This is a genomic window from Streptomyces sp. NPDC001852 (genome assembly GCF_042891825.1).
Classification (GTDB): Bacteria; Actinomycetota; Actinomycetes; order Streptomycetales; family Streptomycetaceae; genus Streptomyces.
In genome coordinates this window covers 494,877-516,080 of sequence record NZ_JBIATN010000003.1, presented here as the reverse complement: position 1 = coordinate 516,080, position 21,204 = coordinate 494,877, and the positions used below count along the sequence as shown (strand labels likewise).

Annotated in this window: 24 protein-coding genes; 12 read left to right on the top strand and 12 right to left on the bottom strand. The window is 70.1% G+C overall.

The genetic code is table 11. From position 1 onward, the window contains the following. Positions 1 to 6: 6 nt before the first annotated feature. Both ACFYZB_RS07815 and ACFYZB_RS07810 read right to left on the bottom strand, forming a co-directional pair. A complete protein-coding gene (locus ACFYZB_RS07815; protein ID WP_388755564.1) occupies positions 7 to 327 on the bottom strand; it encodes a DUF397 domain-containing protein in 321 nt (106 codons plus the stop codon). Positions 328 to 338: 11 nt separating this feature from the next. After that, complete coding sequence (locus tag ACFYZB_RS07810) at positions 339 to 1,184, bottom strand: helix-turn-helix domain-containing protein (protein WP_388755561.1); 846 nt, start codon at positions 1,182 to 1,184, stop codon at positions 339 to 341. A gap of 195 nt (positions 1,185 to 1,379) precedes the next feature. Between ACFYZB_RS07810 and ACFYZB_RS07805 the strand changes: the two genes are divergently transcribed. From ACFYZB_RS07805 to ACFYZB_RS07780, 6 genes are all read left to right on the top strand, one after another. Continuing rightward, positions 1,380 to 1,604 carry a hypothetical protein gene (locus ACFYZB_RS07805; protein ID WP_388755559.1) on the top strand — a complete coding sequence of 75 codons (225 nt, stop codon included), beginning with the start codon at positions 1,380 to 1,382 and terminating at the stop codon, positions 1,602 to 1,604. A 29-nt stretch (positions 1,605 to 1,633) separates the two neighbouring features. Then, positions 1,634 to 1,804 carry a hypothetical protein gene (locus tag ACFYZB_RS07800; protein ID WP_388755557.1) on the top strand — a complete coding sequence of 57 codons (171 nt, stop codon included), beginning with the start codon at positions 1,634 to 1,636 and terminating at the stop codon, positions 1,802 to 1,804. 197 nt (positions 1,805 to 2,001) lie between these two features. Then, positions 2,002 to 2,613, top strand: a complete 612-nt coding sequence (locus ACFYZB_RS07795) for a Uma2 family endonuclease (protein WP_388755555.1) — start codon at positions 2,002 to 2,004, stop codon at positions 2,611 to 2,613. A gap of 43 nt (positions 2,614 to 2,656) precedes the next feature. Then, positions 2,657 to 4,375 (top strand): serine/threonine-protein kinase, encoded by a 1,719-nt coding sequence (locus tag ACFYZB_RS07790; RefSeq protein ID WP_388755552.1) that lies wholly within the window; start codon positions 2,657 to 2,659, stop codon positions 4,373 to 4,375. 101 nt (positions 4,376 to 4,476) lie between these two features. Continuing rightward, a complete protein-coding gene (locus ACFYZB_RS07785; protein ID WP_388755671.1) occupies positions 4,477 to 5,433 on the top strand; it encodes an NlpC/P60 family protein in 957 nt (318 codons plus the stop codon). A 266-nt stretch (positions 5,434 to 5,699) separates the two neighbouring features. Beyond that, on the top strand, positions 5,700 to 6,404 hold the full coding sequence (locus tag ACFYZB_RS07780; protein ID WP_388755549.1) for a phosphatase PAP2 family protein: 705 nt from the start codon (positions 5,700 to 5,702) through the stop codon (positions 6,402 to 6,404). A gap of 59 nt (positions 6,405 to 6,463) precedes the next feature. On the opposite strand, the gene ACFYZB_RS07775 is transcribed toward ACFYZB_RS07780, so the two are convergent. Beyond that, positions 6,464 to 8,020, bottom strand: a complete 1,557-nt coding sequence (locus tag ACFYZB_RS07775) for an FAD-binding oxidoreductase (RefSeq protein WP_388755546.1) — start codon at positions 8,018 to 8,020, stop codon at positions 6,464 to 6,466. Between the two features lie 352 nt (positions 8,021 to 8,372). Between ACFYZB_RS07775 and pstS the strand changes: the two genes are divergently transcribed. From pstS to pstB, 4 genes are all read left to right on the top strand, one after another. Beyond that, positions 8,373 to 9,515: a phosphate ABC transporter substrate-binding protein PstS gene (gene pstS / locus ACFYZB_RS07770; RefSeq protein WP_351213803.1), complete on the top strand. Its 1,143-nt coding sequence runs from the start codon at positions 8,373 to 8,375 to the stop codon at positions 9,513 to 9,515. A gap of 159 nt (positions 9,516 to 9,674) precedes the next feature. Further along, a complete protein-coding gene (gene pstC, locus ACFYZB_RS07765) occupies positions 9,675 to 10,673 on the top strand; it encodes a phosphate ABC transporter permease subunit PstC (RefSeq protein WP_388755543.1) in 999 nt (332 codons plus the stop codon). Continuing rightward, positions 10,670 to 11,749, top strand: a complete 1,080-nt coding sequence (pstA, locus tag ACFYZB_RS07760) for a phosphate ABC transporter permease PstA (RefSeq protein ID WP_388755540.1) — start codon at positions 10,670 to 10,672, stop codon at positions 11,747 to 11,749. The genes pstC and pstA overlap by 4 nt, the downstream gene beginning before the upstream one ends. A gap of 50 nt (positions 11,750 to 11,799) precedes the next feature. Beyond that, positions 11,800 to 12,576 (top strand): phosphate ABC transporter ATP-binding protein PstB, encoded by a 777-nt coding sequence (gene pstB / locus ACFYZB_RS07755; protein WP_351213655.1) that lies wholly within the window; start codon positions 11,800 to 11,802, stop codon positions 12,574 to 12,576. A gap of 116 nt (positions 12,577 to 12,692) precedes the next feature. On the opposite strand, the gene ACFYZB_RS07750 is transcribed toward pstB, so the two are convergent. The 4 genes from ACFYZB_RS07750 to ACFYZB_RS07735 are packed head-to-tail and all read right to left on the bottom strand — an operon-like array spanning position 12,693 to position 15,019. Then, positions 12,693 to 13,070, bottom strand: a complete 378-nt coding sequence (locus ACFYZB_RS07750; protein WP_388755667.1) for a hypothetical protein — start codon at positions 13,068 to 13,070, stop codon at positions 12,693 to 12,695. 8 nt (positions 13,071 to 13,078) lie between these two features. Next, positions 13,079 to 13,336, bottom strand: a complete 258-nt coding sequence (locus tag ACFYZB_RS07745) for a hypothetical protein (protein WP_388755536.1) — start codon at positions 13,334 to 13,336, stop codon at positions 13,079 to 13,081. Between the two features lie 56 nt (positions 13,337 to 13,392). Further along, on the bottom strand, positions 13,393 to 14,391 hold the full coding sequence (locus ACFYZB_RS07740) for an anion permease (RefSeq protein ID WP_388755534.1): 999 nt from the start codon (positions 14,389 to 14,391) through the stop codon (positions 13,393 to 13,395). Between the two features lie 7 nt (positions 14,392 to 14,398). After that, the gene (locus ACFYZB_RS07735) at positions 14,399 to 15,019 is read right to left on the bottom strand and encodes a DUF47 domain-containing protein (RefSeq protein ID WP_094216994.1); all 621 of its coding nucleotides are present in this window, start codon (positions 15,017 to 15,019) and stop codon (positions 14,399 to 14,401) included. A gap of 206 nt (positions 15,020 to 15,225) precedes the next feature. Between ACFYZB_RS07735 and ACFYZB_RS07730 the strand changes: the two genes are divergently transcribed. Beyond that, positions 15,226 to 15,531, top strand: coding sequence for a metal-sensitive transcriptional regulator (locus ACFYZB_RS07730; RefSeq protein ID WP_351213660.1), 306 nt, complete (start codon positions 15,226 to 15,228; stop codon positions 15,529 to 15,531). 225 nt (positions 15,532 to 15,756) lie between these two features. On the opposite strand, the gene ACFYZB_RS07725 is transcribed toward ACFYZB_RS07730, so the two are convergent. Both ACFYZB_RS07725 and ACFYZB_RS07720 read right to left on the bottom strand, forming a co-directional pair. After that, on the bottom strand, positions 15,757 to 15,939 hold the full coding sequence (locus ACFYZB_RS07725; protein WP_351213662.1) for a hypothetical protein: 183 nt from the start codon (positions 15,937 to 15,939) through the stop codon (positions 15,757 to 15,759). Positions 15,940 to 16,031: 92 nt separating this feature from the next. Beyond that, positions 16,032 to 16,880: a hypothetical protein gene (locus tag ACFYZB_RS07720; RefSeq protein ID WP_388755530.1), complete on the bottom strand. Its 849-nt coding sequence runs from the start codon at positions 16,878 to 16,880 to the stop codon at positions 16,032 to 16,034. Between the two features lie 142 nt (positions 16,881 to 17,022). On the opposite strand from ACFYZB_RS07720, the gene ACFYZB_RS07715 reads away from it, so the two are divergent. Continuing rightward, entirely contained in the window at positions 17,023 to 17,196 is a 174-nt protein-coding gene (locus ACFYZB_RS07715; RefSeq protein WP_351213666.1) for a hypothetical protein, read from the top strand. Here the strand turns inward: ACFYZB_RS07715 and ACFYZB_RS07710 are convergent. Genes ACFYZB_RS07710 through ACFYZB_RS07700 form a run of 3 tightly spaced genes read right to left on the bottom strand, consistent with a single transcriptional unit; the run spans position 17,178 to position 21,048 of the window. Continuing rightward, the gene (locus tag ACFYZB_RS07710) at positions 17,178 to 17,585 is read right to left on the bottom strand and encodes an NUDIX hydrolase (RefSeq protein ID WP_351213668.1); all 408 of its coding nucleotides are present in this window, start codon (positions 17,583 to 17,585) and stop codon (positions 17,178 to 17,180) included. The two genes, ACFYZB_RS07715 and ACFYZB_RS07710, sit on opposite strands and share 19 nt — an antisense overlap. A gap of 18 nt (positions 17,586 to 17,603) precedes the next feature. After that, entirely contained in the window at positions 17,604 to 18,713 is a 1,110-nt protein-coding gene (locus ACFYZB_RS07705) for a CHAD domain-containing protein (protein ID WP_388755525.1), read from the bottom strand. After that, entirely contained in the window at positions 18,694 to 21,048 is a 2,355-nt protein-coding gene (locus ACFYZB_RS07700) for an RNA degradosome polyphosphate kinase (RefSeq protein ID WP_388755522.1), read from the bottom strand. Before ACFYZB_RS07700 ends, ACFYZB_RS07705 begins: the two co-directional genes overlap by 20 nt. Between the last annotated feature and the right edge of the window lie 156 nt (positions 21,049 to 21,204).

Genomic DNA, 21,204 nt, shown 5'->3' with positions numbered 1-21,204 from the left:
GAGCGGCTAGCGGGCCGCGAAGTGGTCGAACTCGCCTGCCTGTACGCCGAGTACGAAGGCGTTCCACTTGCGGCGGGTGGTCGTGACGACGGTGTTCGCCGAGCGGAGGCGGAGGGGAGCGTCGTCGTTGCCGTCCCGGCTGGTGGGGGCCGGTTCCGTCTTGAGGGCGGCGAGGAGGGCACCGAAGGTGGCGGGGGTGGTGGTGAGGATGGCTCCGGTGGGGTCGGAGGATTCGGTGAGGTGGATGGTGCCAGGGGTGGTGGCTATGTGTATGCAGGAGTTGCCTTCCGGGCAGTACGACGACTTCTGCCAGACGAGTCCGGGCATGGGTCACTCCTTCACAGGTCCTTGAGCACGGTGTGGATGAACGACCGAGACTCATCGGGGGCGAGGGCGGCGGCCTCCATGCGGTCCAGCAGTACGCGGTACTTGGTGAGTTGGGCCTCGGCGTCGAGGAACACGGGACCGTGTGACTGGTCGAGGTTCACCGTGTCGAGCTCGGGCACCGGTCCCTCGGCGTAGTAGATCGCCTGTCCCGATCCAGGGAAGACCAGCGAGCCGAACGGCAGCACCTGGATCGTGATGTCGGCTCGCTCGCTCATGTCCAGGAGGTACTGGAGCTGACCGCGTGTCACCTCCGGGCCGCCGAATCTCATGCGCAGAGCGGCCTCATGGACGATCACCTGGTGCGGGGTGGGTGGGTCCCGGAAGAGCACGGCCTGCCGCTTCACTCGGAACGACACCCTGTGTTCCACATCGGGCGCCGGAAGCTCGGGCACCGCTTGGCGGAAGATCTCACGGGCGTACTCGGCGGTCTGGAACAGCCCCGGCACGTGGATCACCACCGCGCTGCGCAGGCGGGTGGCGTGGTGTTCCAGCTCGGCGAGGTCCAACAGCGCGGTGGGCAGGAGTTCGCGGTACTGCTCCCACCAGCCGCGCGACCGCTCGGCGGCCATGTCGCACAGGGCTTGGACGAGGTCGGCATCGGCGCAGTCGTAGTGGCAGGCCAGGGTGCGGACGCGCTCCGGGCTCACGCCTGCGCGGGCCGCCTCGACGTTGCTGATCTGGTTCTGCTGGACGCCGAGCAGTTGACTCGCCTGGGTGGACGTCAGACCGGCCCGCTCGCGGAGTTTGCGCAGCTCGGCGCCCAAACGGAGTTGGCGCCCCGTCGGGTTGCTCCTCACGGGTGTCCCACCCTCCCTGTCACCCACATGGATGGCGAATCAGCTCTACCACGCAAACCGTCTAAGAACTTTTACGCACGCCGCTACTTTATTACTCGGGCCCCCGCCCGGAAGTGCCCCGCTCGACGGAGCGGCGACGGTCACTGGGCAATCGAACATCCGCACCTCAACGCCTTTTGATGAACGGAGACTTCGATGTCCACCGTATCCAAGCCCTGGACCTACACCCTCCACCTCCCGCAGGATCCACGCGCACCGGGGATCGCCCGCGCAACACTGCGTACCGTCCTCGCCGCGCACGAGCTCTCCTCGCTCACGCCCACCGCCGAACTCCTGGCCGCCGAGTTGCTCGCCAACGCGCATCTGCACACCTCCGGCCCTACGCGCTCCGCCTCCTCGGCAGGGAGTCGGGCCGGCTGACGGTGGCCGTCTGGGACAGTGACCCGCGTGTGCCGCCCGGCTTCACCGCCGACGCCGCGCCCGATGTCGTACCGGAGGACGCGGAATGCGGACGCGGGCTGCAGCTCGTACGGGCCTGTGCTGATTCATGGGGCGTGTCCGTGCTGCGGGAGCTGGGCGCGTCCAGGGGCGGGAAGCTGCTGTGGGCGGACTGTCAGTGATGTGACGTACCGTAATCGCATGGGTTCCCAGCGTCAGGGAGGGTGTCGTGGTGGCGGTGAGGGTATGCGATGCGGAGGCGGGGCAGAAGACTGCCCAGTACCGTGGTTACGAAGCAGAGCGGGACGTCGGACCTCCCACCGAACCCGCTCGCTCGGCCGAGGAGACCACCGAGGCGGAAGGACGGAGGCGGCGAGCCATGTCCGTGTCGTCCGGCACCTGGAACGGCCCGCCTCCCAGGTCGGGGAACCTCCGCGAGCTCGCGGAGAGCATCGAGGAAGCGACGGGTCTGCGGGCGCAGATCGTGGGAGGGAAGCTCGTGATGTCCCCGACTCCGCGTGGTAAGCACGCGGGCGTGGTGAAGCGGTTGCGGCGACAGCTCGAGGGCATGGTCCTTCCCGACGGGCTGGACGTGTACGAGGTGTCCTCGATCGCCCTGCCCGACGACCCGGACGACTACGTGACGCCGGATCTGATTGTTCTGCCCACGGAGTGGGAAGACGACGACGACTGGCTCGCAGCCTCCGAGGACACCGCGCTCGCCGTCGAGGTCATCTCCTCTTCCGAGAAGTCCCGGGGCATCCGTGACAAGGCCGACTGGTACGCCGTCGCGCGCGTCCCTCTGCTGCTCGTCATCGACCCCCGCAAGGCCACCTGGGCCCTGCACAGCCGCCCGGACAACGGCACCTACCAGGACGTGCTGCCGGGAAAGTTCGGGGAGTCGGTGCCGTTGCCGGAGCCGTTCGGCATCGATGTCGGCACTGGTGACTTCCCGGTGTACGGAGGAGGCGCGCGTCCGGCAGGAGATTGAAGCACCCCGGACGGCGAACTGATCTTCGTGACAAGGTTGGTCCGTGGATGCGCTCAAGCCTCAGGACCCCTCGCACATAGGCACGCACACGCTGCTCGCGCGGCTCGGGGCTGGTGGGATGGGACAGGTCTATCTCGGGCGGTCGCCGGGCGGGCGGCTCGTCGCCATCAAGGTGATCCGGGACGAGATCACCGACCATCCCGAGGCGCTGGCCCGGTTCCGGCGCGAGGTGGAGACGGCGCGGGCGGTCCGGAGTGCGTACACGGCCAACCTGATTGACGCCTCGTTGGACAGCGCGCCCTACTGGCTGGCCACCGAGTACGTCGCCGGACCGACCCTCGCCAGGGCCGTGGCGGAGCGCGGCCCGCTGCCGCCCGAAACCTGCCGCGGCCTCTTCGCCGCCCTCGCCGAGGGCCTGGCCGCGGTCCACGCCCAGGGCGTCACCCACCGGGACCTGAAGCCGCAGAACGTCATCCTCGCCGCCCAGGGCCCGCAGCTCATCGACTTCGGCATCGCCCGCGGCGTGGGCCAGACCGCCCTCACCGACGCCGGGTTCGCGCCCGGCACGCCCGGCTTCACCGCCCCCGAGGTGCTGTTGCGCAACGAGGTCGGGCCGCCGGCGGACGTGTTCGCCCTCGGCGCCACCCTCGCGTACGCGGCGACCGGCCGGGCCCCGTTCGGCGGCGGCGACCCGAACGGGGTCAGCTACCGCGCCGTCCATGAGCCCATCGACCTGGCCGGTGTCGCACCGGAGCCGGCATCCCTGATCGAGGCGTGCGTGGCCAAGGTCGCCGCCGCCCGGCCGGGGCTCGCCGAGGTGATCGCGCGCTGCGGGGTGCGCACGGCACTGGTGGAGGACCCGGTGTACGCCGGCCTCGCCGCACTGGGCGAGGCCGTGCCGCAGACCCCGCCGACGCCGGTACGACAGCCGGTGGCTCCGCCGGTGGGACCGCACGATCTGCCGACGGTGGGGCCCACGCCGTACGGCCCGTCCGGCTACACGCCCACCCAGCTGGTCGCCCGGTCGACCCGGCGCCCGGGCAAGCGGTGGCTGCTGGCCGTGGCGGTGGGGCTCGTGGTGGGGATCGGGGCGGCCACCGCGGTGGTGCTCGCCCAGCGGGGTGACGGCAAGGACACCGCTGGGGGCCGGACCTCCGCCGGGTCGCCGGGCAAGGCGTCCAGTCCGCGGGTGACGGCGTCCAGGACGGCCACCGGTCCGGGCCACGCGCCCGCATACGCGGGTGACGACATCGACCGCCAGTACTGGAAGCCGTCGACGGGAGACTGCCAGCTGCCGGACGCCGAGCGGGCGCCCGCAGACTTCCTGTCCGCCATGTCCGACGCCGACGACCCCGGCAAGACCACGGAGCGCCCGGTCTTCGCCCACAAGGTACGGCTCGGGTTCTGGCACAACAACTACGCCGGGCACCCCGGAATCCATGGCCCCTACTACGTGGTCATCAGCGTGAAGCCGCCGCACAGCATCGACCCGAGCACCGGAAAGCCCCCCGCCGGGGCGCTCATGCAGAGCGCGACGCTGGGCTACACCAGCAAGCCCATCGATCTCTACAGCGGTGACCAGTCCGACTGGACGTACCTCACCTACCCGGACGACTTCCGTTCCTGGTCGCCGGACGGGAAGAAGACCTGGCCGTCCATCCCTGTCGGCAATGATCCCGGCGACTGGACGGTGCAGTGGTTCCACATCCGGACTCCCAGCGATTACAGCAGCATCATGTGCCGAGGCTTCACTGTGAAATGACGCCACATCACGCAAAAGGTGCCTTGAACCGCTCGTGCATGGGGGAAAGTTGAACCGTGCGGAAGGTATGGGTGATCGGTGGGGCGGCCGTCGGGCTCGGCATGGGCTTCGTCATGCTGCTCGTTGTCGGGGTCTACGTCGTCGCCGGGAACCTCATGGGCGGGATCGCCTCGGCGGGCCGGGGGCTGTCCAAGGGGGCCGTACCGGCTGCCTACCAGGGGCTCGTGCAGAAGTGGGGCAACCTGTGCCCGCAGCTGACCCCCGCGCTGCTCGCCGCGCAGCTGTACCAGGAGAGCGGCTGGAATCCGAAAATCGTCAGCCCGGCCAACGCGCAGGGCATCGCGCAGTTCATCCCCGGCACGTGGGCCATCTACGGCATCGACGGCAACGGGGACGGCAAGCGGGATGTGTGGGATCCCAACGACGCGATTCCGTCTGCCGCTTCATACGACTGCCAGCTGGCGAAAGACGTGAAGGACGTGCCGGGCAACGTCTCCGACAACATGCTCGCCGCCTACAACGCCGGTGCGTACCGGGTGATAAAGGCCGGCGGGGTGCCCGGCATCAGCGAGACCCAGAACTACGTCCAGCGGATCAACAGCCTGGCCAAGAGCTTCGCCGCGCCCGTCAGCCGGATCGACCCCACCCAACAAGCCGCCGGTGCCATCGCCTTCGCACAGGGCAAGCTGGGGACGCCCTATCTGTGGGGTGGGGAAGGGTCGGCCGAGCAGGGTGGGCGGTTCGACTGTTCGGGGCTGACGCAGGCCGCGTACGCGAAGGTGGGGATCAGCCTGCCGCGCGTGGCGAACGATCAGTACAACGCCGGGCCGCATCCCACGCGGGATCAGCTCCTCCCGGGTGACCTGGTGTTCTTCTCGACCGACCCGGGCGATTCGCGGGCCATCCATCACGTGGGGATCTATGTGGGTGGCGGGTACATGATCGACGCGCCGCGGACCGGGGCCGTCATCCGGTTCGACCCGATCGACACGCCCGACTACTTCGGCGCCACCCGTGTCACCGAAGATGGCGCAAAAGCGCTCCCCACGGCGGTGTGAGGCGGTGTGAGATCGTGTCAGACGTGGTGACGGAGCGTGAAACATCCCCCTGAGCTGCGATGATGAGTCTCTCTTCGATAACGTCTGCGTGATCATTCAGTGGAGAGTGGAACGTATTGATGGGGGCCGTGCGTTCCTGTTGACGTAGCCGAGCGGACGTCAGTACGGGCAGTGCGGCAGTGCAGCGGAAGCAGATCTACGAACCACGGGGGTAGGAGCGGCGCACACGAGGTGCGTCCGGTAGACGACGAAGGGGCCGCAGCACCATGGCTGTACTCGCCGAATCCGGATCGAACCCCGACGTCGACCTGCTCTACGACATCAATGGCCTGGCCAAGGACGCGCCCCACTGGTTCGACCGGGTCATGGAGTTCGTCGGTGAGTACGGGCTGCTGCTCGCCATGGTGCTGCTCGTGCTGTGGTGCTGGTGGTCCGTGCGGCGCCGGGGCGCCGAGGACGCCGCGTCCTCCGTCGCCGCGCTGGCCTGGGCGCCGCTCGCGGCCGGCATCGCCGTACTGGTCAACGTCCCGATCCGGGGCTTCGTGGAGCGCCCCCGCCCCTTCGTCGACCACCAGGGGCTGGACGTCCTCGTCTCCGGCAAGACCGACTTCTCCTTCGTCAGCGACCACGCCACCATCACCATGGCGCTGGGCGTCGGCCTCTTCGTCGCCAACCGCCGCTTCGGGATCGCGGGCATCGGGCTCGCGCTGCTGGAGGGGTTCTGCCGGGTCTACATGGGCGTGCACTATCCGACGGACGTCGTCGGGGGCTTCGCGCTGGGTACGGCGGTCGCGCTGCTGCTGTCGCCGCCGGCCATGGCGCTGCTCACCCCGCTGATGCGAGCGGTGGAGCGGTCGTCGCGGGCGGGGTGGGTCGTACGGAGGCGGCCGGTGAGCGGGGCGGGCGAGGGGGCGGTGCTTCCCGGCGCCCGCAAGCCGGTGGAGTCCGAGGAACGGGACCTGGCGGCCTAGCCGGTACCGCGGCTGATGGGTCGGGCGCTGCTCGCTGGGAGGTGCACGGCTACGGCGTCCTACAACCCCTGCGCGTACGAGAAGAACCGCTGCGGGTCGTACTGCTTCTTGACCTTGCCCAAGCGGGTCGCGGCATCCCCGTAGTACGCCTTCCTCCAGTCCTTCAGCGTCGGGTCCGTGTAGTTCTGGTACGCCGCGCCGGAGGCGTACGGCGCCATCGCCCCGTGGGCGGACGTGAGCCAGGACTGGGCCGAAGCGCCGGAGGCCCCCGCGCCCCAGGACGCGATGTACTGGGCCAGCATCCGGGAGCGGCGGTGGACGAAGGCCGTCGCCGTGGGGGAGACGCGGTTGACCGCGCCACCGAGGGCGGTGAACGCGATGCTGCCCGCGCCGCCCCGGACGGAGCTGATCTGCCGCAGGACCGTCTGGATGCCCGCCGCCGACAGCGAGCGGTCGAAGAAGTCGGAGCGGGCCGCGTACGTCTCCCGGCCCAGGCGGCCCTCGGGAGAGTGGCCGGGGGTGGAGCCGGGCAGATGGCACTGGGCGTCGCCGGAGAAGGAGGAGCAGCCGGCGTAGATCTCCATCGCCTCCTCGTATCCCCGCCGGCGCAGGGTGACGGAGGAGGCGTTGGCGCCGGCCGCGTGGGCCAGGCGGTCCACGGCGTTCTGCAGTTCGCCGTAGGTTCCGAGGGAGAAGCAGGCCACCGAGACGGAGGGTGTGCCGCCCGGTGAGCAGGACAGGTGGAGGGAGGACCAGATCTCGTCCGGCTGGCTCGGGCCCCACTCCTGCCAGGCCTTCAGCACGGCCGCGGCCCTCGACCAGGGCCAGGTCAGGTACGCCGTCACCGCCTGCGGCGCCGGGTGGGTCCGGAACTGCAGCTCGGTGACGACGCCGAAGTTGCCGTTGCCCGCGCCGCGCAGGGCCCAGAAGAGGTCGGAGTGGGTCGACGCGTTCGCCGTCACCTGGGTGCCGTCCGCCGTGATGACCGTGGCCTGGGTGAGGCTGTCGCAGGTCAGGCCGTAGGCGCGGGAGGCGACGCCGTGGCCGCCGCCGAGCACCAGGCCGGAGACGCCGACGCTGGGGCAGGAGCCGGCGGGTATGGTCACGCCCTTCGCGGCCAGGCCCCGGTAGACGTCGATCAGCTTGGAGCCGGCGCCGACGACCGCCGTACCGCCGGAGACCCGTATGCGGTTCAGCCTGGACACGTCGAGGATCAGGCGGTTGTCGCCGGAGGAGTAGCCGGCGTAGGAGTGGCCGCCGTTGCGTATGGAGATCCGGACGCCATGGGCCTGCGCGTAGGCGAGGGTCGTACGGATGTCGTCGGCGTGGGCGACGTACGCCACCGCGGCGGGCCTCAGGGCGTCGAAGCGGGTGTTGTACAGCTGGTGGGCCGTCGTCCAGGTCGCGTCGCCGGGCCGGACCAGGGTGCCGTCCAGGTCATGGGCGAGTGCCGTCCAGTTCGCGGCGGCGTTCGCGCTGGTGGTCTTGAGGGACGTGAGCGAGGATGAGCGGGTGTTCGCCGTGGCGGTGGACCCGTTCGTCCTCGAGCTGCAGCCGGTCAGTGCGGTTGCGGCCAGTACGGCCGTGCCGCCCGCGATGAACGTACGCCGTTCCATGCCCATCGTCCTGTGTCGCCTTTCCACGGGCCCCCTTGGCCCTACGTGGGGTGAGACGACCGCATGGCCACGTTGGTTCGTAACAGTTCTCGCACAGAGGAACGAACGTCGAAGACGTGTGTGCGTAACCCGGCCGTCGGAACCTCCATGTGCCCTCCCCGTGAGCATTCCGTGACCTAACCGGGCCGACGGCAGGGGTTCACCCCCCGTTCACTTCCGGCCATCGGCGGCTTCACCTGTTCTGCCTAATTTCGGCCGTGCACGGTGCGGAGTGCGGCCCTGGATGCGCTCGCGCACTCCCGAAACCTCGCACGCCGCCGACCGCGGCGGCTCCTGGAAGGAACTCCCGAAAGTGAAGCTTCAGCGCAAGAACCGGCTGCGCGCCCTTTCGCTCGGTGCGATCGCTGTCTCCGGCGCCCTGGCCCTGACGGCGTGCGGCTCCGACAACAACAACAGCAGCACCGGCTCCAACAGCTCGTCCCCGGCGTCGGCCCAGGCCGGCTCCGTCAAGTGCGACAACGCCAAGGGCAACCTGCTGGCCTCCGGTTCCACCGCGCAGCAGAACGCCATCGGGCAGTGGTCGAAGGACTTCATGGCCGCCTGCAACGGTGTTCAGATCAACTACAAGGGTGTCGGCTCCGGTGCCGGCATCCAGGAGTTCCTGCAGGGTGCCACCGCCTTCGCGGGCTCGGACTCGCCGCTGAAGCCGGAGGAGGTCGCGCAGTCCAAGAAGGTCTGCAGCAACGGCGGCCAGGCCATCGACCTGCCGATGGTTGGCGGTCCCATCGCGCTCGCCTACAACCTCGAGGGCGTCGACAACCTGACCCTGGACGCCAAGACGGTCGCCCAGATCTTCGACGGCAAGATCAAGAACTGGAACGACCCGGCGATCGCCAAGCTGAACCCGGGTGTCAAGCTGCCCAACCTGGCGATCCAGGCGTTCCACCGCACCGAGGACTCGGGCACCACCGACAACTTCACCAAGTACCTGAAGGCCGCCGCGCCGGCCGACTGGACGTACAGCGGCGGCAAGGCCTGGCAGGCGCCGGGCGGCCAGTCCGCCAAGGGCTCCTCCGGTGTCGCCGCCGGCGTCAAGCAGACCAACGGCGCCATCGGCTACGTCGAGCTGTCGTACGCCACCTCCGGCAAGCTGCAGATGGCCCAGCTGAACACCGGCGCCTCCAAGCCGGTCGCGCTGACCACGGACGCGGCGTCCAAGGCGATCGCCGACGCCAAGATCGTCGGCACCGGCAGCGACCTGGCGCTCAAGCTCAACTACGCCACCAAGGCGGACGGCGCGTGGCCGATCGTCCTGGTCACCAACGAGATCGTCTGCGACAAGGGCAACAAGGCCGACACGCTGGCCGCCACCAAGGCGTTCCTGAGCTACATCGCCGGCGACGACGCCCAGTCCAAGCTCGCCGCCCAGAGCTACGCCCCGCTGCCGGCCGAGATCGCCACCAAGGTGCGGTCCGCGATCAGCAGCCTGTCCTGACGTCCCGGGCGCCCGTCCGGCACCCCGCAGGGGAGCGGACGGGCGCCCGGAGCAGGCCCGGTCCCGCGGTCATGACGGCCGTGGGACCGGACTGGCGTCACCACCCATCCGGTGCACCGCCGCCGGGGGAGCGATCCCCCAACCAGACCGGAGAACGACATGGGAATATCCGTAGAAAACACCTCACCCGCGCCTCCAGCGTCCCCCGCCGGAAAGGGAGCAGGCTCCGTCACCCGACTCGGTGACCGCCTCTTCTCGGGTCTGTCCCGGGGGTCCGGCGTCCTGCTCCTCGTGATCATGGCCGCCATCGCGGTCTTCCTCACCGTGCGGGCCGTCCACGCCATCTCCCAGGACCACGGCAACTTCCTCACCAGCTCCGAGTGGAACGCCAACGCCACCCCGCCGGTCTTCGGTATCGCGGTCCTGCTCTACGGCACGCTCGTCAGCTCAGTCATCGCGATGGTCCTCGCCGTCCCCGTCGCGGTCGGCATCGCGCTGTTCATGACGCACTACGCCCCCCGCAAGGTGGGTGGCACCCTCGCCTACATCGTCGACCTGCTCGCCGCCGTGCCGTCGATCGTCTATGGCCTGTGGGGTGCCCTCTTCCTGGTGCCGCATCTGAGCGGGCTCACGTCCTGGCTGGACAAGTACCTCGGCTGGACGGTCATCTTCGACCAGTCCAACCCCGGTACCGCGCCCCGCAACCTGTTCACCGTGGGCATCCTGCTGGCGATCATGATCCTGCCGATCATCACCAACGTCAGCCGCGAGGTCATCCGCCAGGTCCCGCAGGCGCACGAGGAGGCCGCGCTGGCCCTCGGCGCCACCCGCTGGGAGACCATCCGCATGGCGGTCCTGCCGTTCGCCCGCTCCGGCATCATCAGCGCCTCCATGCTGGGCCTCGGCCGCGCGCTCGGCGAGACCATGGCCGTCGCCACCGTGCTGTCGTCCTCCAACGTCCTGAGCGCACACCTGCTCGACCCGGGCGGCGGCACCTTCGCCGCGAACATCGCCGCGCACTTCGGAGAGGCCACGGACCTCGGCCGTGACGCCCTCATCGCCTCCGGTCTCGTGCTCTTCGTGATCACCCTGGTGGTCAACGGCGCGGCCCGGGTGATCATCGCTCGCCGCAAGGAGTACTCGGGGGCCAACGCATGAGCGACACCATGACCGACCAGCGTCCGACCACGGGTCCCCTGGTCCCGCGCGGCTCCCTCACCCACCGCCGGATGCCCCGCTGGGTCCCGGCCGCCATCGCCGTGGTCGCCGTCGCCCTGGGTGTCACGATCGGGCTGGCCTTCGACCTGTCCAGCCACGTGCAGTGGGGCCTGATCGCCCTGGTGCTCTTCGTCCTGGGCACGTACGTGACCACCGCGGTCGTCGAGGACCGCCGCCAGGCGAAGGACCGGGTGGCCACGAGCCTGGTGTGGGCGTGCTTCGTCCTCGCCGTCGTACCGCTGTACTCGCTGGTGCAGACCACCATCGCCAAGGGCGTGAAGGACCTCGACGGCAACTTCCTGAGCCACTCGATGGCCGGCGTCCTCGCAGGTGACGAAGGCGGCGGTGTCTACCACGCCATCATCGGCACCCTGGAGCAGGTGGGCCTCGCCTCCCTGATCGCCGTGCCGATCGGTGTGCTGACCGCGATCTACCTCGTCGAGTACGGGCGCGGCAAGCTGGCTCTGGCGGTCACGTTCTTCGTGGACGTCATGACCGGCATCCCCTCGATCGTCTCGGGTCTGTTCATCCTTGCCTTCTGGATCCTGGCCCTCGGCTTCCACTACTCCGGGTTCGCCGGCTCGCTCGCCCTGGTCATCCTGATGATCCCGGTCGTCGTGCGGTCCACCGAGGAGATGCTCAAGCTCGTGCCCAACGAGCTGCGTGAGGCGTCCTACGCGCTCGGCGTGCCGAAGTGGCGCACCATCCTGAAGGTGGTCCTGCCCACCGCGCTCGGCGGCATCACCACCGGCATCATGCTGGCCGTGGCCCGTATCGCCGGTGAGACCGCTCCGGTCCTGCTGCTCGTGTTCGGCAACCAGATGATCAACAACGACCCGTTCAACGGGCCGCAGTCGTCGCTGCCGTTCTACATCTACGAGCAGTACCTCCTCGGCACGGACCAGGCCTACGCCCGCGCCTGGTCGGCGGCTCTCGTCCTGATCGCCTTCGTGATGATCCTCAACCTCGTGGCCCGCGGGATCGCCCGCTGGAAGGCCCCGAAGACCGGTCGCTGACGCGGCCATACAGCGACCGAGCTTGAATTTCTGGAAGTGAAGTAGAAGACATGGCCAAGCGAATCGACGTAAGCGGACTGACCGCCTACTACGGCTCCCACAAGGCGATCGAAGACATCTCGATGACGGTCGAGCCGCGTTCGGTGACGGCGTTCATCGGCCCCTCCGGCTGCGGCAAGTCGACGTTCCTGCGCACCCTCAACCGCATGCACGAGGTCACCCTCGGCGGGCGGGTCGAGGGCAAGGTCCTCCTGGACGACCAGGACCTGTACGGCTCCGGGGTCGACCCGGTTGCCGTGCGCCGCACCGTCGGCATGGTCTTCCAGCGTCCCAACCCGTTCCCGACCATGTCGATCTACGACAACGTCGTGGCCGGACTGCGTCTGAACGGCCGGTTCAAGAAGAGTGAGCTGGACGACGTCGTCGAGAAGTCGCTCAGGGGCGCGAACCTCTGGAACGAGGTCAAGGACCGCCTGAACCGCCCCGGCTCGGGTCTGTCCGGTGGTCAGCAGCAGCGTCTGTGCATCGCCCGCGCGATCGCGGTCGAGCCGCAGGTCCTGCTGATGGACGAGCCCTGCTCCGCCCTGGACCCGATCTCGACCCTCGCGATCGAGGACCTGATCGGTGAGCTGAAGGAGCGCTTCACGATCGTCATCGTGACGCACAACATGCAGCAGGCGGCGCGTGTCTCGGACCGTACGGCGTTCTTCAACCTCGCGGCGGTGGGCCAGCCCGGCCGGCTGATCGAGATCGACGACACCGAGCGGATCTTCTCCAACCCGTCCGTGCAGGCGACGGAGGACTACATCTCCGGCCGCTTCGGCTAGGCCGGTAGGACCCCTCGCGGTGCTGCATGGCGGTGCCACCGCGAGGACGCAAGAGGGCCCGCCCCTGGCTCCCGGGGGCGGGCCCACTGCATTCGGCTCGGGCCGTGGGGCGGCCGTCAGGGCTGTTGCGGGGCGAGGTCCAGTACACGGACCGGCTCGCCGATCCACGCGTCCGGCGTGGTGGTGGCGATGATCGCTCCGTCGGGACGGTCCGGGGTGGGCTGTGCGGCGTACTGACAGTGCGCTGCGGCCCACGTGTTCTGCCGGGCCACCGCCAGGGCGGCGGGCAGGTCCAGGTCCAGGATGGTGATGCCGGGCAGGGCGGCGAGATGTTCTGCCGTGCCGGGGCGGGACCGGTCTGCTTCGACCAGAGCGCACGCCGGGGCGTAGAGGTACCAGCCGGTCTCCACGTGGGCGCGGTGGATCAACCGGGAGGCAAGGACATTGCCCTGGCCAGCCGCAGCCATGGCGGTGTCGTCCAGGACGATGTGCATCGCGTCGCTCACCGGACCCCCGCCCGGGCCAGTCGGCGGTCCAGCTCGGTGTCGAGGTCCCGTTCCTCCGCGGGACTGGGCGCGTAGCCGGTCCATTCCGTCAAGGCGGCGCGGGCCTGCTCGGCCCGCTCGGCCCGCTCGGCGGGGGTGAGCAGGGTTTCGGCGAGCCGAGCCAGATAGGCGCGCAGCGACATCCCTTCGGCTGCCGCTATGGCGGCGAGCCGGTCCCGGGCTTCCTCAGGGATACGGACGTTGGCGTCGGACATCATCGGACTCCTCTGCACGCCATGGGTACGGGTACGTATCCGTACCCTACCAGGGATTACAGCGCCACCAGGTCGACCACCCCGAAAGCCAGCGCGGCGACCAGCGCGGCTGCCGGCATCGTGATGAACCAGCCCAGGACGATGTTCTTGGCCACGCCCCAGCGGACGGCGTTGACGCGCTTGGTCGCGCCCACGCCCATGATCGCCGAGGTGATGACATGGGTCGTGGAGATCGGCGCCTTGAAGAGGTAGGCCGTGCCGAACATGATCGAGGCGCCGGTGGCCTCCGCGGCGAAACCCTGCGGCGGGTCCAGCTCGATGATCTTGCGGCCCAGGGTGCGCATGATGCGCCAGCCGCCCGCGTAGGTGCCCAGGGAGAGCATCAGGGCGGAAACGATCTTCACCCAGACCGGGATCGGGTCGCCGAACGTCTCGTGGCCGGAAATCACCAGTGCCATCACGACCACGCCCATGGTCTTCTGGGCGTCCTGGAGGCCGTGGCCGAGGGCCATGCCGGCCGCGGAGACCGTCTGCGCGATACGGAAGCCGCGCTTGGCCTTGTGCGGGTTGGACCGGCGGAACAGCCACATGATCGCCAGCATGACGAGGTAGCCGACGATCAGGCCGACCACCGGGGACAGGAACATCGGGATGATGATCTTGTCCAGCACGCCGTTCCAGTGGACCGCCGTACCGCCCGCCAGGGCCGCGCCGACCAGGCCGCCGAACAGGGCGTGGGAGGACGAGGACGGCAGGCCGAAGTACCAGGTGATCAGGTTCCAGGTGATCGCGCCGAGCAGGGCGGCGAAGAGGATGCCCATCCCGTGTGCGCCGGAGGGCGTCTCGATCAGGCCTTCGCTGACCGTCTTGGCGACTCCCGAGCCCAGGAACGCGCCGGCCAGGTTCATGACCGCCGCCATGGCGAGGGCCGCCCGCGGGGTCAGCGCCCGCGTCGACACCGACGTCGCGATCGCGTTCGCCGAGTCGTGGAAGCCGTTGGTGTAGGTGAAGAAGAGCGCGACCAGGATGGTCACGATGAGGGCGAAGGTGTCCATCGACGCCTCAGGACTCCTTGACGGCGATGGTCTCCACCGTGTTCGCCACGTGCTCGAACGCGTCCGCCGCCTCTTCGAGGACGTCCACGATCTGCTTGAGCTTGAGCACCTCGATCGCGTCGTACTTGCCGTTGAAGAGGTGGGCCAGCAGCTTGCGGTGGATCTGGTCGGCCTGGTTCTCGAGGCGGTTGACCTCGATCCAGTACTCGGTCAGGTTGTCCATGGTGCGCAGGTTCGGCATCGCCTCCGCCGTCAGCTCGGCGGCCCGGGCCAGGACCTCGATCTGCTGCTCGACGCCCTTCGGCAGTTCCTCGACGTTGTAGAGGACGACCAGGTCGACGGCCTCCTCCATGAAGTCCATGATGTCGTCGAGGGACCCGGCGAGGGAGTAGATGTCCTCGCGGTCGAACGGCGTGATGAACGAGGAGTTCAGCTGGTGGAAGATCGCGTGCGTGGCGTCGTCACCCGCGTGTTCCGCGGCCCGCATACGCTCTGCGATCTCGGCTCGGGCAGATGCGTCCGCCCCGAGCAGTTCCATCAGGAGTTTCGAGCCGGTGACGATGTTGTCCGCGGAGGCGGCGAACATGTCGTAGAAGCTCGTCTCCCTGGGGGTCAGACGAAAGCGCACGTGGGGTCCTCGGGGTGCTTCGGTTTCGGTCAGGCTGATGCTAGGCGCATCATCCGGCCACGGCTAACGGGCCGCATCCCAGTGTCGCCCATCGGGCACAGTGATCAGCACGGGGGCGTACCAAGGGCTCCCTACCCCGCGGAATTGGTTACCATATACCCACCAGGGGTATGTATCCGCAGCTCGTCGGGAGAGGGAGGCCTGTGATGACGACGACCGAGGCCGGCGCCACGCACGGCTACCACAAGCAGAAGGACGAGCACCTCAAGCGACTGCGCCGGATCGAGGGGCAGATCCGGGGCCTGCAGCGGATGATCGACGAGGACACGTACTGCATCGACATACTCACCCAGGTCTCGGCCTCCACCAAGGCGCTGCAGTCCTTCGCGCTGCAGCTGCTGGAGGAGCATCTGCGGCACTGCGTGGCCGACGCGGCCCTCAAGGGCGGCGACGAGATCGACGTGAAGGTGGACGAGGCCACCAAGGCGATCGGCCGCCTGCTCCGGTCCTAGGCCCTGTCGTCAAACTCCCTCCCCCAGCCTTCGGCCGGGAGGTGCCCCCAGCCCCGCGACGCCATGCACGCACTCTCGCCGCACCGGGCCCGGGCCCAAGTACGTCCAGTACGAGGGCCAGGGCCCGGCACTCCCCCAGCCTTCGGCCGGGGGGACCCCCAGAGCACGCACCTGACGCCGCAGGGCCCGCCCTTCGGGCGGACGACGGGAGTTTGACGACAGGTCCTAGGCCTGGCGGTCCTGGCCGTCGCGTTCCTCGGACACGCGCAGCACCTCGTCGATGCTCTCCAGGCTGAGCCGGTCCTCGGCCGCGGAGGCCGCGATGATCAGCTCTCCGCAGAGCTCGATCTCGGCGAGGGCCACATGGTCCTGCACCGCCGCACCGCCGGCCCGAGCCACCCGCCTCACCTCTTCTCCGCCGTCACCGACTTCCTAGAGTAGGCAGCGCTCTACACACCGCGCATGGCACGGACGGGCTACTTACGGGGTGGTGCCGGGGACTAGTTGCCTTCCTCGGCGATCCGGCCCGCGTAGATGTCCGCCGAGCGCGGCAGCCGTACGTCGGCGGGGGCGCCGAAGTCGTACAGGAGGGTCGTCGAGGCGACCGCCACGGGGGTCTTCTGCAGGCCGTTGACGAAGCTGAAGCGCTGCCTGAGCTTGCGGATGCGGCCCTGGTCGTCGAGGTACACGTCGAACGGGACTTCGGCCGTGGCGAACCCTTTCGCCGCCGCGGCCAGTGGTGCCCGGTTCTCGGCGGAGGCCTGGCGGGCCGCGCTGCTCAGGTCCGCCGTGCCCCGGTAGTGCCGTACGGCGGTGCCGCCGACCTCGGTCCGGCCGACGTAGGCCGCCGTCCGCGTCCCGCGCAGCACCTCGGCCGCCGCGTACGGGTCGGTCGCGCCACCGGTGACCAGATTGCCGTCGGACAGCGTGGCGGTGTCCACCCGCACCCATTTGTCGGCGGGCACGCCCGCGCCCCGGTTCTTCATGAACAGGGCGCCGGGGGCGAGGAGTTCGGTGATCGGCTTGTGCTCGGAGGTGCCCGCCGGGTCCTCGGGCAGGACGACGGTGAGCCGGCCGAGCCGGTGCCGGTAGTCGTAGACGCCCCGGCCGCGGATGGTGACCCGGGTGCCGCCCGTGGCCATCTCCATGGAGGTGGTGGCCTTGGACGTGCCCGCGCCGCCCAGGGTGTCGGCGGTCCGGCGCAGGACGGCGACCGGATCGCCCCCGCCCTTGACGTCCTCGGCGGCGGCCCCGAAGCCGGAACAGCCCGTGGCACCCGCCCCGAGGCCGAGCATGATGCCCACCGCGACGACCGTCCTGCCCGCGTTCCTGTGCTGCCGCCGATCCATCGCCTGCCTACCCCCAGCCGGTACGTCCGTCACGGGCCCCCTACACGTCCGGATAACGACGGGTGGGGGGCGCCGTCACGCGCCGTCGGAGGCGGGGAAAGCCGCACGAGCCCTTTACCGTGCGGCCGGTAACGTTGTCAGCGTGGCGCAGGAGGAGGGGCCGGAGCGCGTCCGGCAGGGGCAGGAGCACCGCACCTCGACGACGGAACAGGGCCGCTTCTGCGTGGCCCGCTGCAGCTGTGGCTGGCGCGGTCCGGCCCGCCGGGCCCGCAGCCAGGCCCGTACGGACGCGGAGGCTCACTCCGCCGAGCTGTGAAGGGCGTCGACGAGCTCGCGGTCGCGCGGCTGGGTGAGGCGGCTGCGGGCCGCGGCGGGGGAGAGCCACAGGATCCGGTCCACCTCGTCGCTCGGGGTGAAGTGCCCGCAGACCGCCTCGGCCGCCCAGTAACGCACCTGCTTCGGGCGGCCGTTCGCGAAGTACCGCAGGGTCGGCAGCTCCGCGCCGGGTGCGGCCGTGTACCCGGTCTCCTCCGCGACCTCCCGAAGGGCGCCCGCGAGCGCGTCCTCGCCGCGCTTGAGCTTGCCCTTCGGGTGCGACCAGTCGTCGTACTTCGGCCGGTGGACCAGACAGATCTCCAGGTCGCCGGAGACCGGTGAGCGGCGCCACAGCACGCAGCCGGCCGCCCGCACCAACGTGTCGTTCACACCGCCTCCTCGGAGAACTCAGGGTGTGCTGACGGTCTGCTTCTGCCAGGCCTGCTGGAAGGCGAACCTGGCGGCCTCCACCTCGTGCCGCTGGTCGGCGTGGAGCACGCCGAGCGCGTACGCCGTCGCCGGGGCGATCCGGGGCGTACGGGCGGCCTGGGCCGCCGCCGCTGCCGCCTCCGAGGCGTCCCGGTGCCGGTTCAGGGCCTGGCCGGCCGTGAGCACGCGCACATCCACCGGCGCGTTGCCGCCGTGCTGCGCCTCCTGGGCGTACCGGTGCAGGCGCAGCAGCAGCCGGACCTGGTGCCAGGGGCCGTCCTGGGGGTGCGGGGACGGGTCCGGGGACAGGCCGTGCACCAGGGCCTCCGCGTTGTACGGGTGGCCCGCGGTGACCAGGGGGAGTCCTGCGACGGCGTCTGTCAGCCGTTCCTCCGCAGCGGCTGCCAGGGGGCGCAGGTCGGTGGTGGGGGCGGTGGGGGTGAGGGGTACCTCGCTGGCGAGTACGGCGACCTTGTCGGCGACGGCGTGAAAGCGGCTGGATCCCAGCGCCTGGAGCGCCGTGGAGTGGGCCCGGGTCCGGGCCAGGGTCAGCTGCCGTTCGAGCAGGGCGCCCGCTTTGGCCGCGCCCACGGTCAGGTTGGCGCGTTCCGGTGCCGGGGCCGCCGGTCCACCGGCGGGGGAGAGCGCCGTTGCGGCGGCCTCGACGGGGGCCACCTGGCCCGGGAAAGCCGTCGCCCCCGACAACCGGTGCAACGCCAGCAACAGCCGTTCCAGCCGGGACTCGTAGGCGTGCTCCAGGCCCAGCGTGCCGGACAGCCAGGCCAGTTCGGGCCGCATCTCCTCGGACCAGTCCGGGTCGAGGAGCGCGCGGAAGGTGTGCAGGCTGCCGCTGATGCGGCGGGCCGAGCGGCGCAGCAGGCGCGCCGCGTCGACGGACTCCTCCGCGCCGCCCCCGCCCGCCGTTGCCGCCGTTCTCGCAGGGGCACCCCCACCGTTGCCGCCGTTCTCGCGGTGCAGGCGCAGGGCGCGGAGAAACTCCGTGGCCTGGGCGCGCAGGTACGCCGCGAGGGCGTCCCCCGTCACCGCTTCGGCCGTGGGGTCCGTCGGGTCAAGGTGTTGCTGTGCCACGCCGGCGCCTCCGGGCGTCTATGAGCATCTCCTGGACGTTGCGCAGGGGTTGGCCGTCCGCGTCGGTCGCGTGTCGCGTCCACTCGCCGTCCGGACCGAGGTGCCAGGAGGAGGTCGAATCGGACATACCGGTGTCGAGCAGCCGGTTGAGGGCCGCCCGGTGGGCGGGGTCGACGACCCGCACCAGGGCCTCTATCCGGCGGTCGAGGTTGCGGTGCATCATGTCGGCGCTGCCGATCCACACCTCGGGCTCGCCGCCGTTGCCGAAGGCGAAGACGCGGGAGTGCTCCAGGAAGCGGCCGAGGATCGAGCGGACCCGGATGTTCTCGGACAGGCCGGCGACGCCGGGGCGGACCGCGCAGATGCCGCGCACCCAGATGTCCACCGGCACGCCCGCCTGGGACGCGCGGTAGAGGGCGTCGACGACCGCCTCGTCGACCATCGAGTTGACCTTGATGCGGACGAAGGCCGGCCGGCCCGCGCGGTGGTGCTGGACCTCCTTCTCTATCCGCGAGATCAGACCGTCGCGCAGGGACTTGGGGGCCACCAGCAGGCGGCGGTAGGTCTCCCGGCGGGAGTAGCCCGACAGACGGTTGAAGAGGTCGGAGAGGTCCGCGCCGACCTGCTGGTCGGCGGTGAGCAGGCCCAGGTCCTCGTACAGGCGCGCCGTCTTCGGGTGGTAGTTGCCCGTGCCGACGTGGCTGTAGCGGCGCAGGGTCTCGCCCTCCTGGCGTACCACCAGGGACAGCTTGCAGTGCGTCTTCAGGCCGACCAGGCCGTAGACGACGTGGCAGCCGGCCTCCTCCAGCTTGCGCGCCCACTTGATGTTGGCGTGCTCGTCGAAGCGGGCCTTGATCTCGACCAGGACGAGGACCTGCTTGCCGGACTCGGCGGCGTCGATGAGCGCGTCGACTATGGGGGAGTCGCCGGAGGTGCGGTACAGGGTCTGCTTGATCGCGAGGACGTCCGGGTCGGCCGCCGCCTGCTCCAGGAAGGCCTGCACGGAGGTGGAGAAGCTGTCGTACGGGTGGTGCAGCAGCACGTCCCGGGTGCGCAGGGCGGCGAAGATGTCCGGCGCGGACGCCGACTCGACCTCGGCGAGGTCGCGGTGGGTGCCGGCGACGAACTTCGGGTACTTCAGCTCGGGCCGGTCGAGGCTGTGGATGCGGAAGAGGCCGGTGAGGTCGAGGGGGCCCGGCAGCGGGTACACCTCCGCCTCGCTGATCTTCAGCTCGCGGACCAGCAGGTCCAGCACCTCGCGGTCGATGGACTCCTCGACCTCCAGGCGCACCGGCGGGCCGAAGCGGCGCCGCATGAGCTCCTTCTCCAGGGCCTGGAGCAGGTTCTCGGCGTCGTCCTCCTCCACTTCCAGGTCCTCGTTGCGGGTGAGCCGGAAGGCGTGGTGCTCCAGCACCTCCATGCCCGGGAACAGCTCCTCCAGGTGCGCGGCGATGACGTCCTCGATGGGGACGTACCGGCCGGGGCTGCTCTCCAGGAAGCGGGACAGCAGCGGCGGCACCTTCACGCGCGCGAAGTGCTTGTGGCCGCTGACCGGGTTGCGTACGACGACGGCCAGGTTCAGGGACAGGCCGGAGATGTACGGGAAGGGGTGCGCGGGGTCCACGGCCAGGGGGGTGAGGACCGGGAAGATCTGGTGCCGGAAGAGCGTGAACAGGCGGGCCTGCTCCTTTTCGGCAAGCTCGTTCCAGCGGACCAGGTGGATGCCCTCCTCCGCGAGCGCGGGGGCGACGTCCTCGTGGTAGCAGGCGGCGTGCCGGGCCATGAGCTCGCGCGAGCGGGCCCAGATCATCTCCAGCACCTCGCGCGGCTGCAGCCCGGAGGCGGAGCGCGTGGCCACGCCCGTGGCGATGCGCCGCTTCAGCCCTGCCACCCGGACCATGAAGAACTCGTCCAGGTTGCTGGCGAAGATCGCGAGGAAGTTGGCCCGCTCCAGCAGCGGCGTGTTCGGGTCCTCGGCCAGCTCCAGAACGCGCTCGTTGAAGGCCAGCCAGCTGCGCTCCCGGTCGAGGAAACGGCCCTGGGGCAGGAGGGTGCCCTCGGCCTTCGACTCTTCGTACGCGTCCAGGTCCGCGTCGAGGTCGGGTTCGAGGTCGGAGACCGCGCCCTGCGCGACATGCGTGCGGTGCGCGGCTATGGAGCCCACGTCGGGCTGGATGCGCTGGACCTCTGCCTGGGTGTCTGGCTGACTCATGACCCCATTCTTCCGCGCCAAGGGCATCACAGGCGCGTCGGAGCGTGCGGGCGGGAGCGTCACGGCCCCGTTCCCCGCAGGCCCCTCGGGGGGCGGCGAAGGCTCTGGCACGACGGGCTTCATTGGCCGAGCGTCGCAAGCCCGGCTGAATCGATGGTTACGGCGACATGACGTGCGGGATAGCGCGGGGCGGATCGCGGGGGTCACGGCCGCGAAAGCGACGGGCTGGGCGGCGGGGCCAGGGCCGGTGCGGGGACTGGGCGGGGTCGCGTGGCACCC

Bases quoted from the DNA above. Each gene is read 5' to 3' on its own strand.
- ACFYZB_RS07700 (WP_388755522.1), bottom strand. From the start codon at position 21,048: ATGAAGCCCGTCGTGCCAGAGCCTTCGCCGCCCCCCGAGGGGCCTGCG.
- ACFYZB_RS07720 (WP_388755530.1), bottom strand. From the start codon at position 16,880: ATGGATCGGCGGCAGCACAGGAACGCGGGCAGGACGGTCGTCGCGGTG.
- ACFYZB_RS07795 (WP_388755555.1), top strand. From the start codon at position 2,002: ATGTCCGTGTCGTCCGGCACCTGGAACGGCCCGCCTCCCAGGTCGGGG.
- ACFYZB_RS07815 (WP_388755564.1), bottom strand. From the start codon at position 327: ATGCCCGGACTCGTCTGGCAGAAGTCGTCGTACTGCCCGGAAGGCAAC.
- ACFYZB_RS07740 (WP_388755534.1), bottom strand. From the start codon at position 14,391: ATGGACACCTTCGCCCTCATCGTGACCATCCTGGTCGCGCTCTTCTTC.
- ACFYZB_RS07745 (WP_388755536.1), bottom strand. From the start codon at position 13,336: ATGTCCGACGCCAACGTCCGTATCCCTGAGGAAGCCCGGGACCGGCTC.
- pstB (WP_351213655.1), top strand. From the start codon at position 11,800: ATGGCCAAGCGAATCGACGTAAGCGGACTGACCGCCTACTACGGCTCC.
- ACFYZB_RS07730 (WP_351213660.1), top strand. From the start codon at position 15,226: ATGACGACGACCGAGGCCGGCGCCACGCACGGCTACCACAAGCAGAAG.
- ACFYZB_RS07785 (WP_388755671.1), top strand. From the start codon at position 4,477: ATGGGCTTCGTCATGCTGCTCGTTGTCGGGGTCTACGTCGTCGCCGGG.
- ACFYZB_RS07780 (WP_388755549.1), top strand. From the start codon at position 5,700: ATGGCTGTACTCGCCGAATCCGGATCGAACCCCGACGTCGACCTGCTC.
- ACFYZB_RS07750 (WP_388755667.1), bottom strand. From the start codon at position 13,070: ATGCACATCGTCCTGGACGACACCGCCATGGCTGCGGCTGGCCAGGGC.
- ACFYZB_RS07805 (WP_388755559.1), top strand. From the start codon at position 1,380: ATGTCCACCGTATCCAAGCCCTGGACCTACACCCTCCACCTCCCGCAG.
- pstC (WP_388755543.1), top strand. From the start codon at position 9,675: ATGGGAATATCCGTAGAAAACACCTCACCCGCGCCTCCAGCGTCCCCC.
- ACFYZB_RS07775 (WP_388755546.1), bottom strand. From the start codon at position 8,020: ATGGAACGGCGTACGTTCATCGCGGGCGGCACGGCCGTACTGGCCGCA.
- pstA (WP_388755540.1), top strand. From the start codon at position 10,670: ATGAGCGACACCATGACCGACCAGCGTCCGACCACGGGTCCCCTGGTC.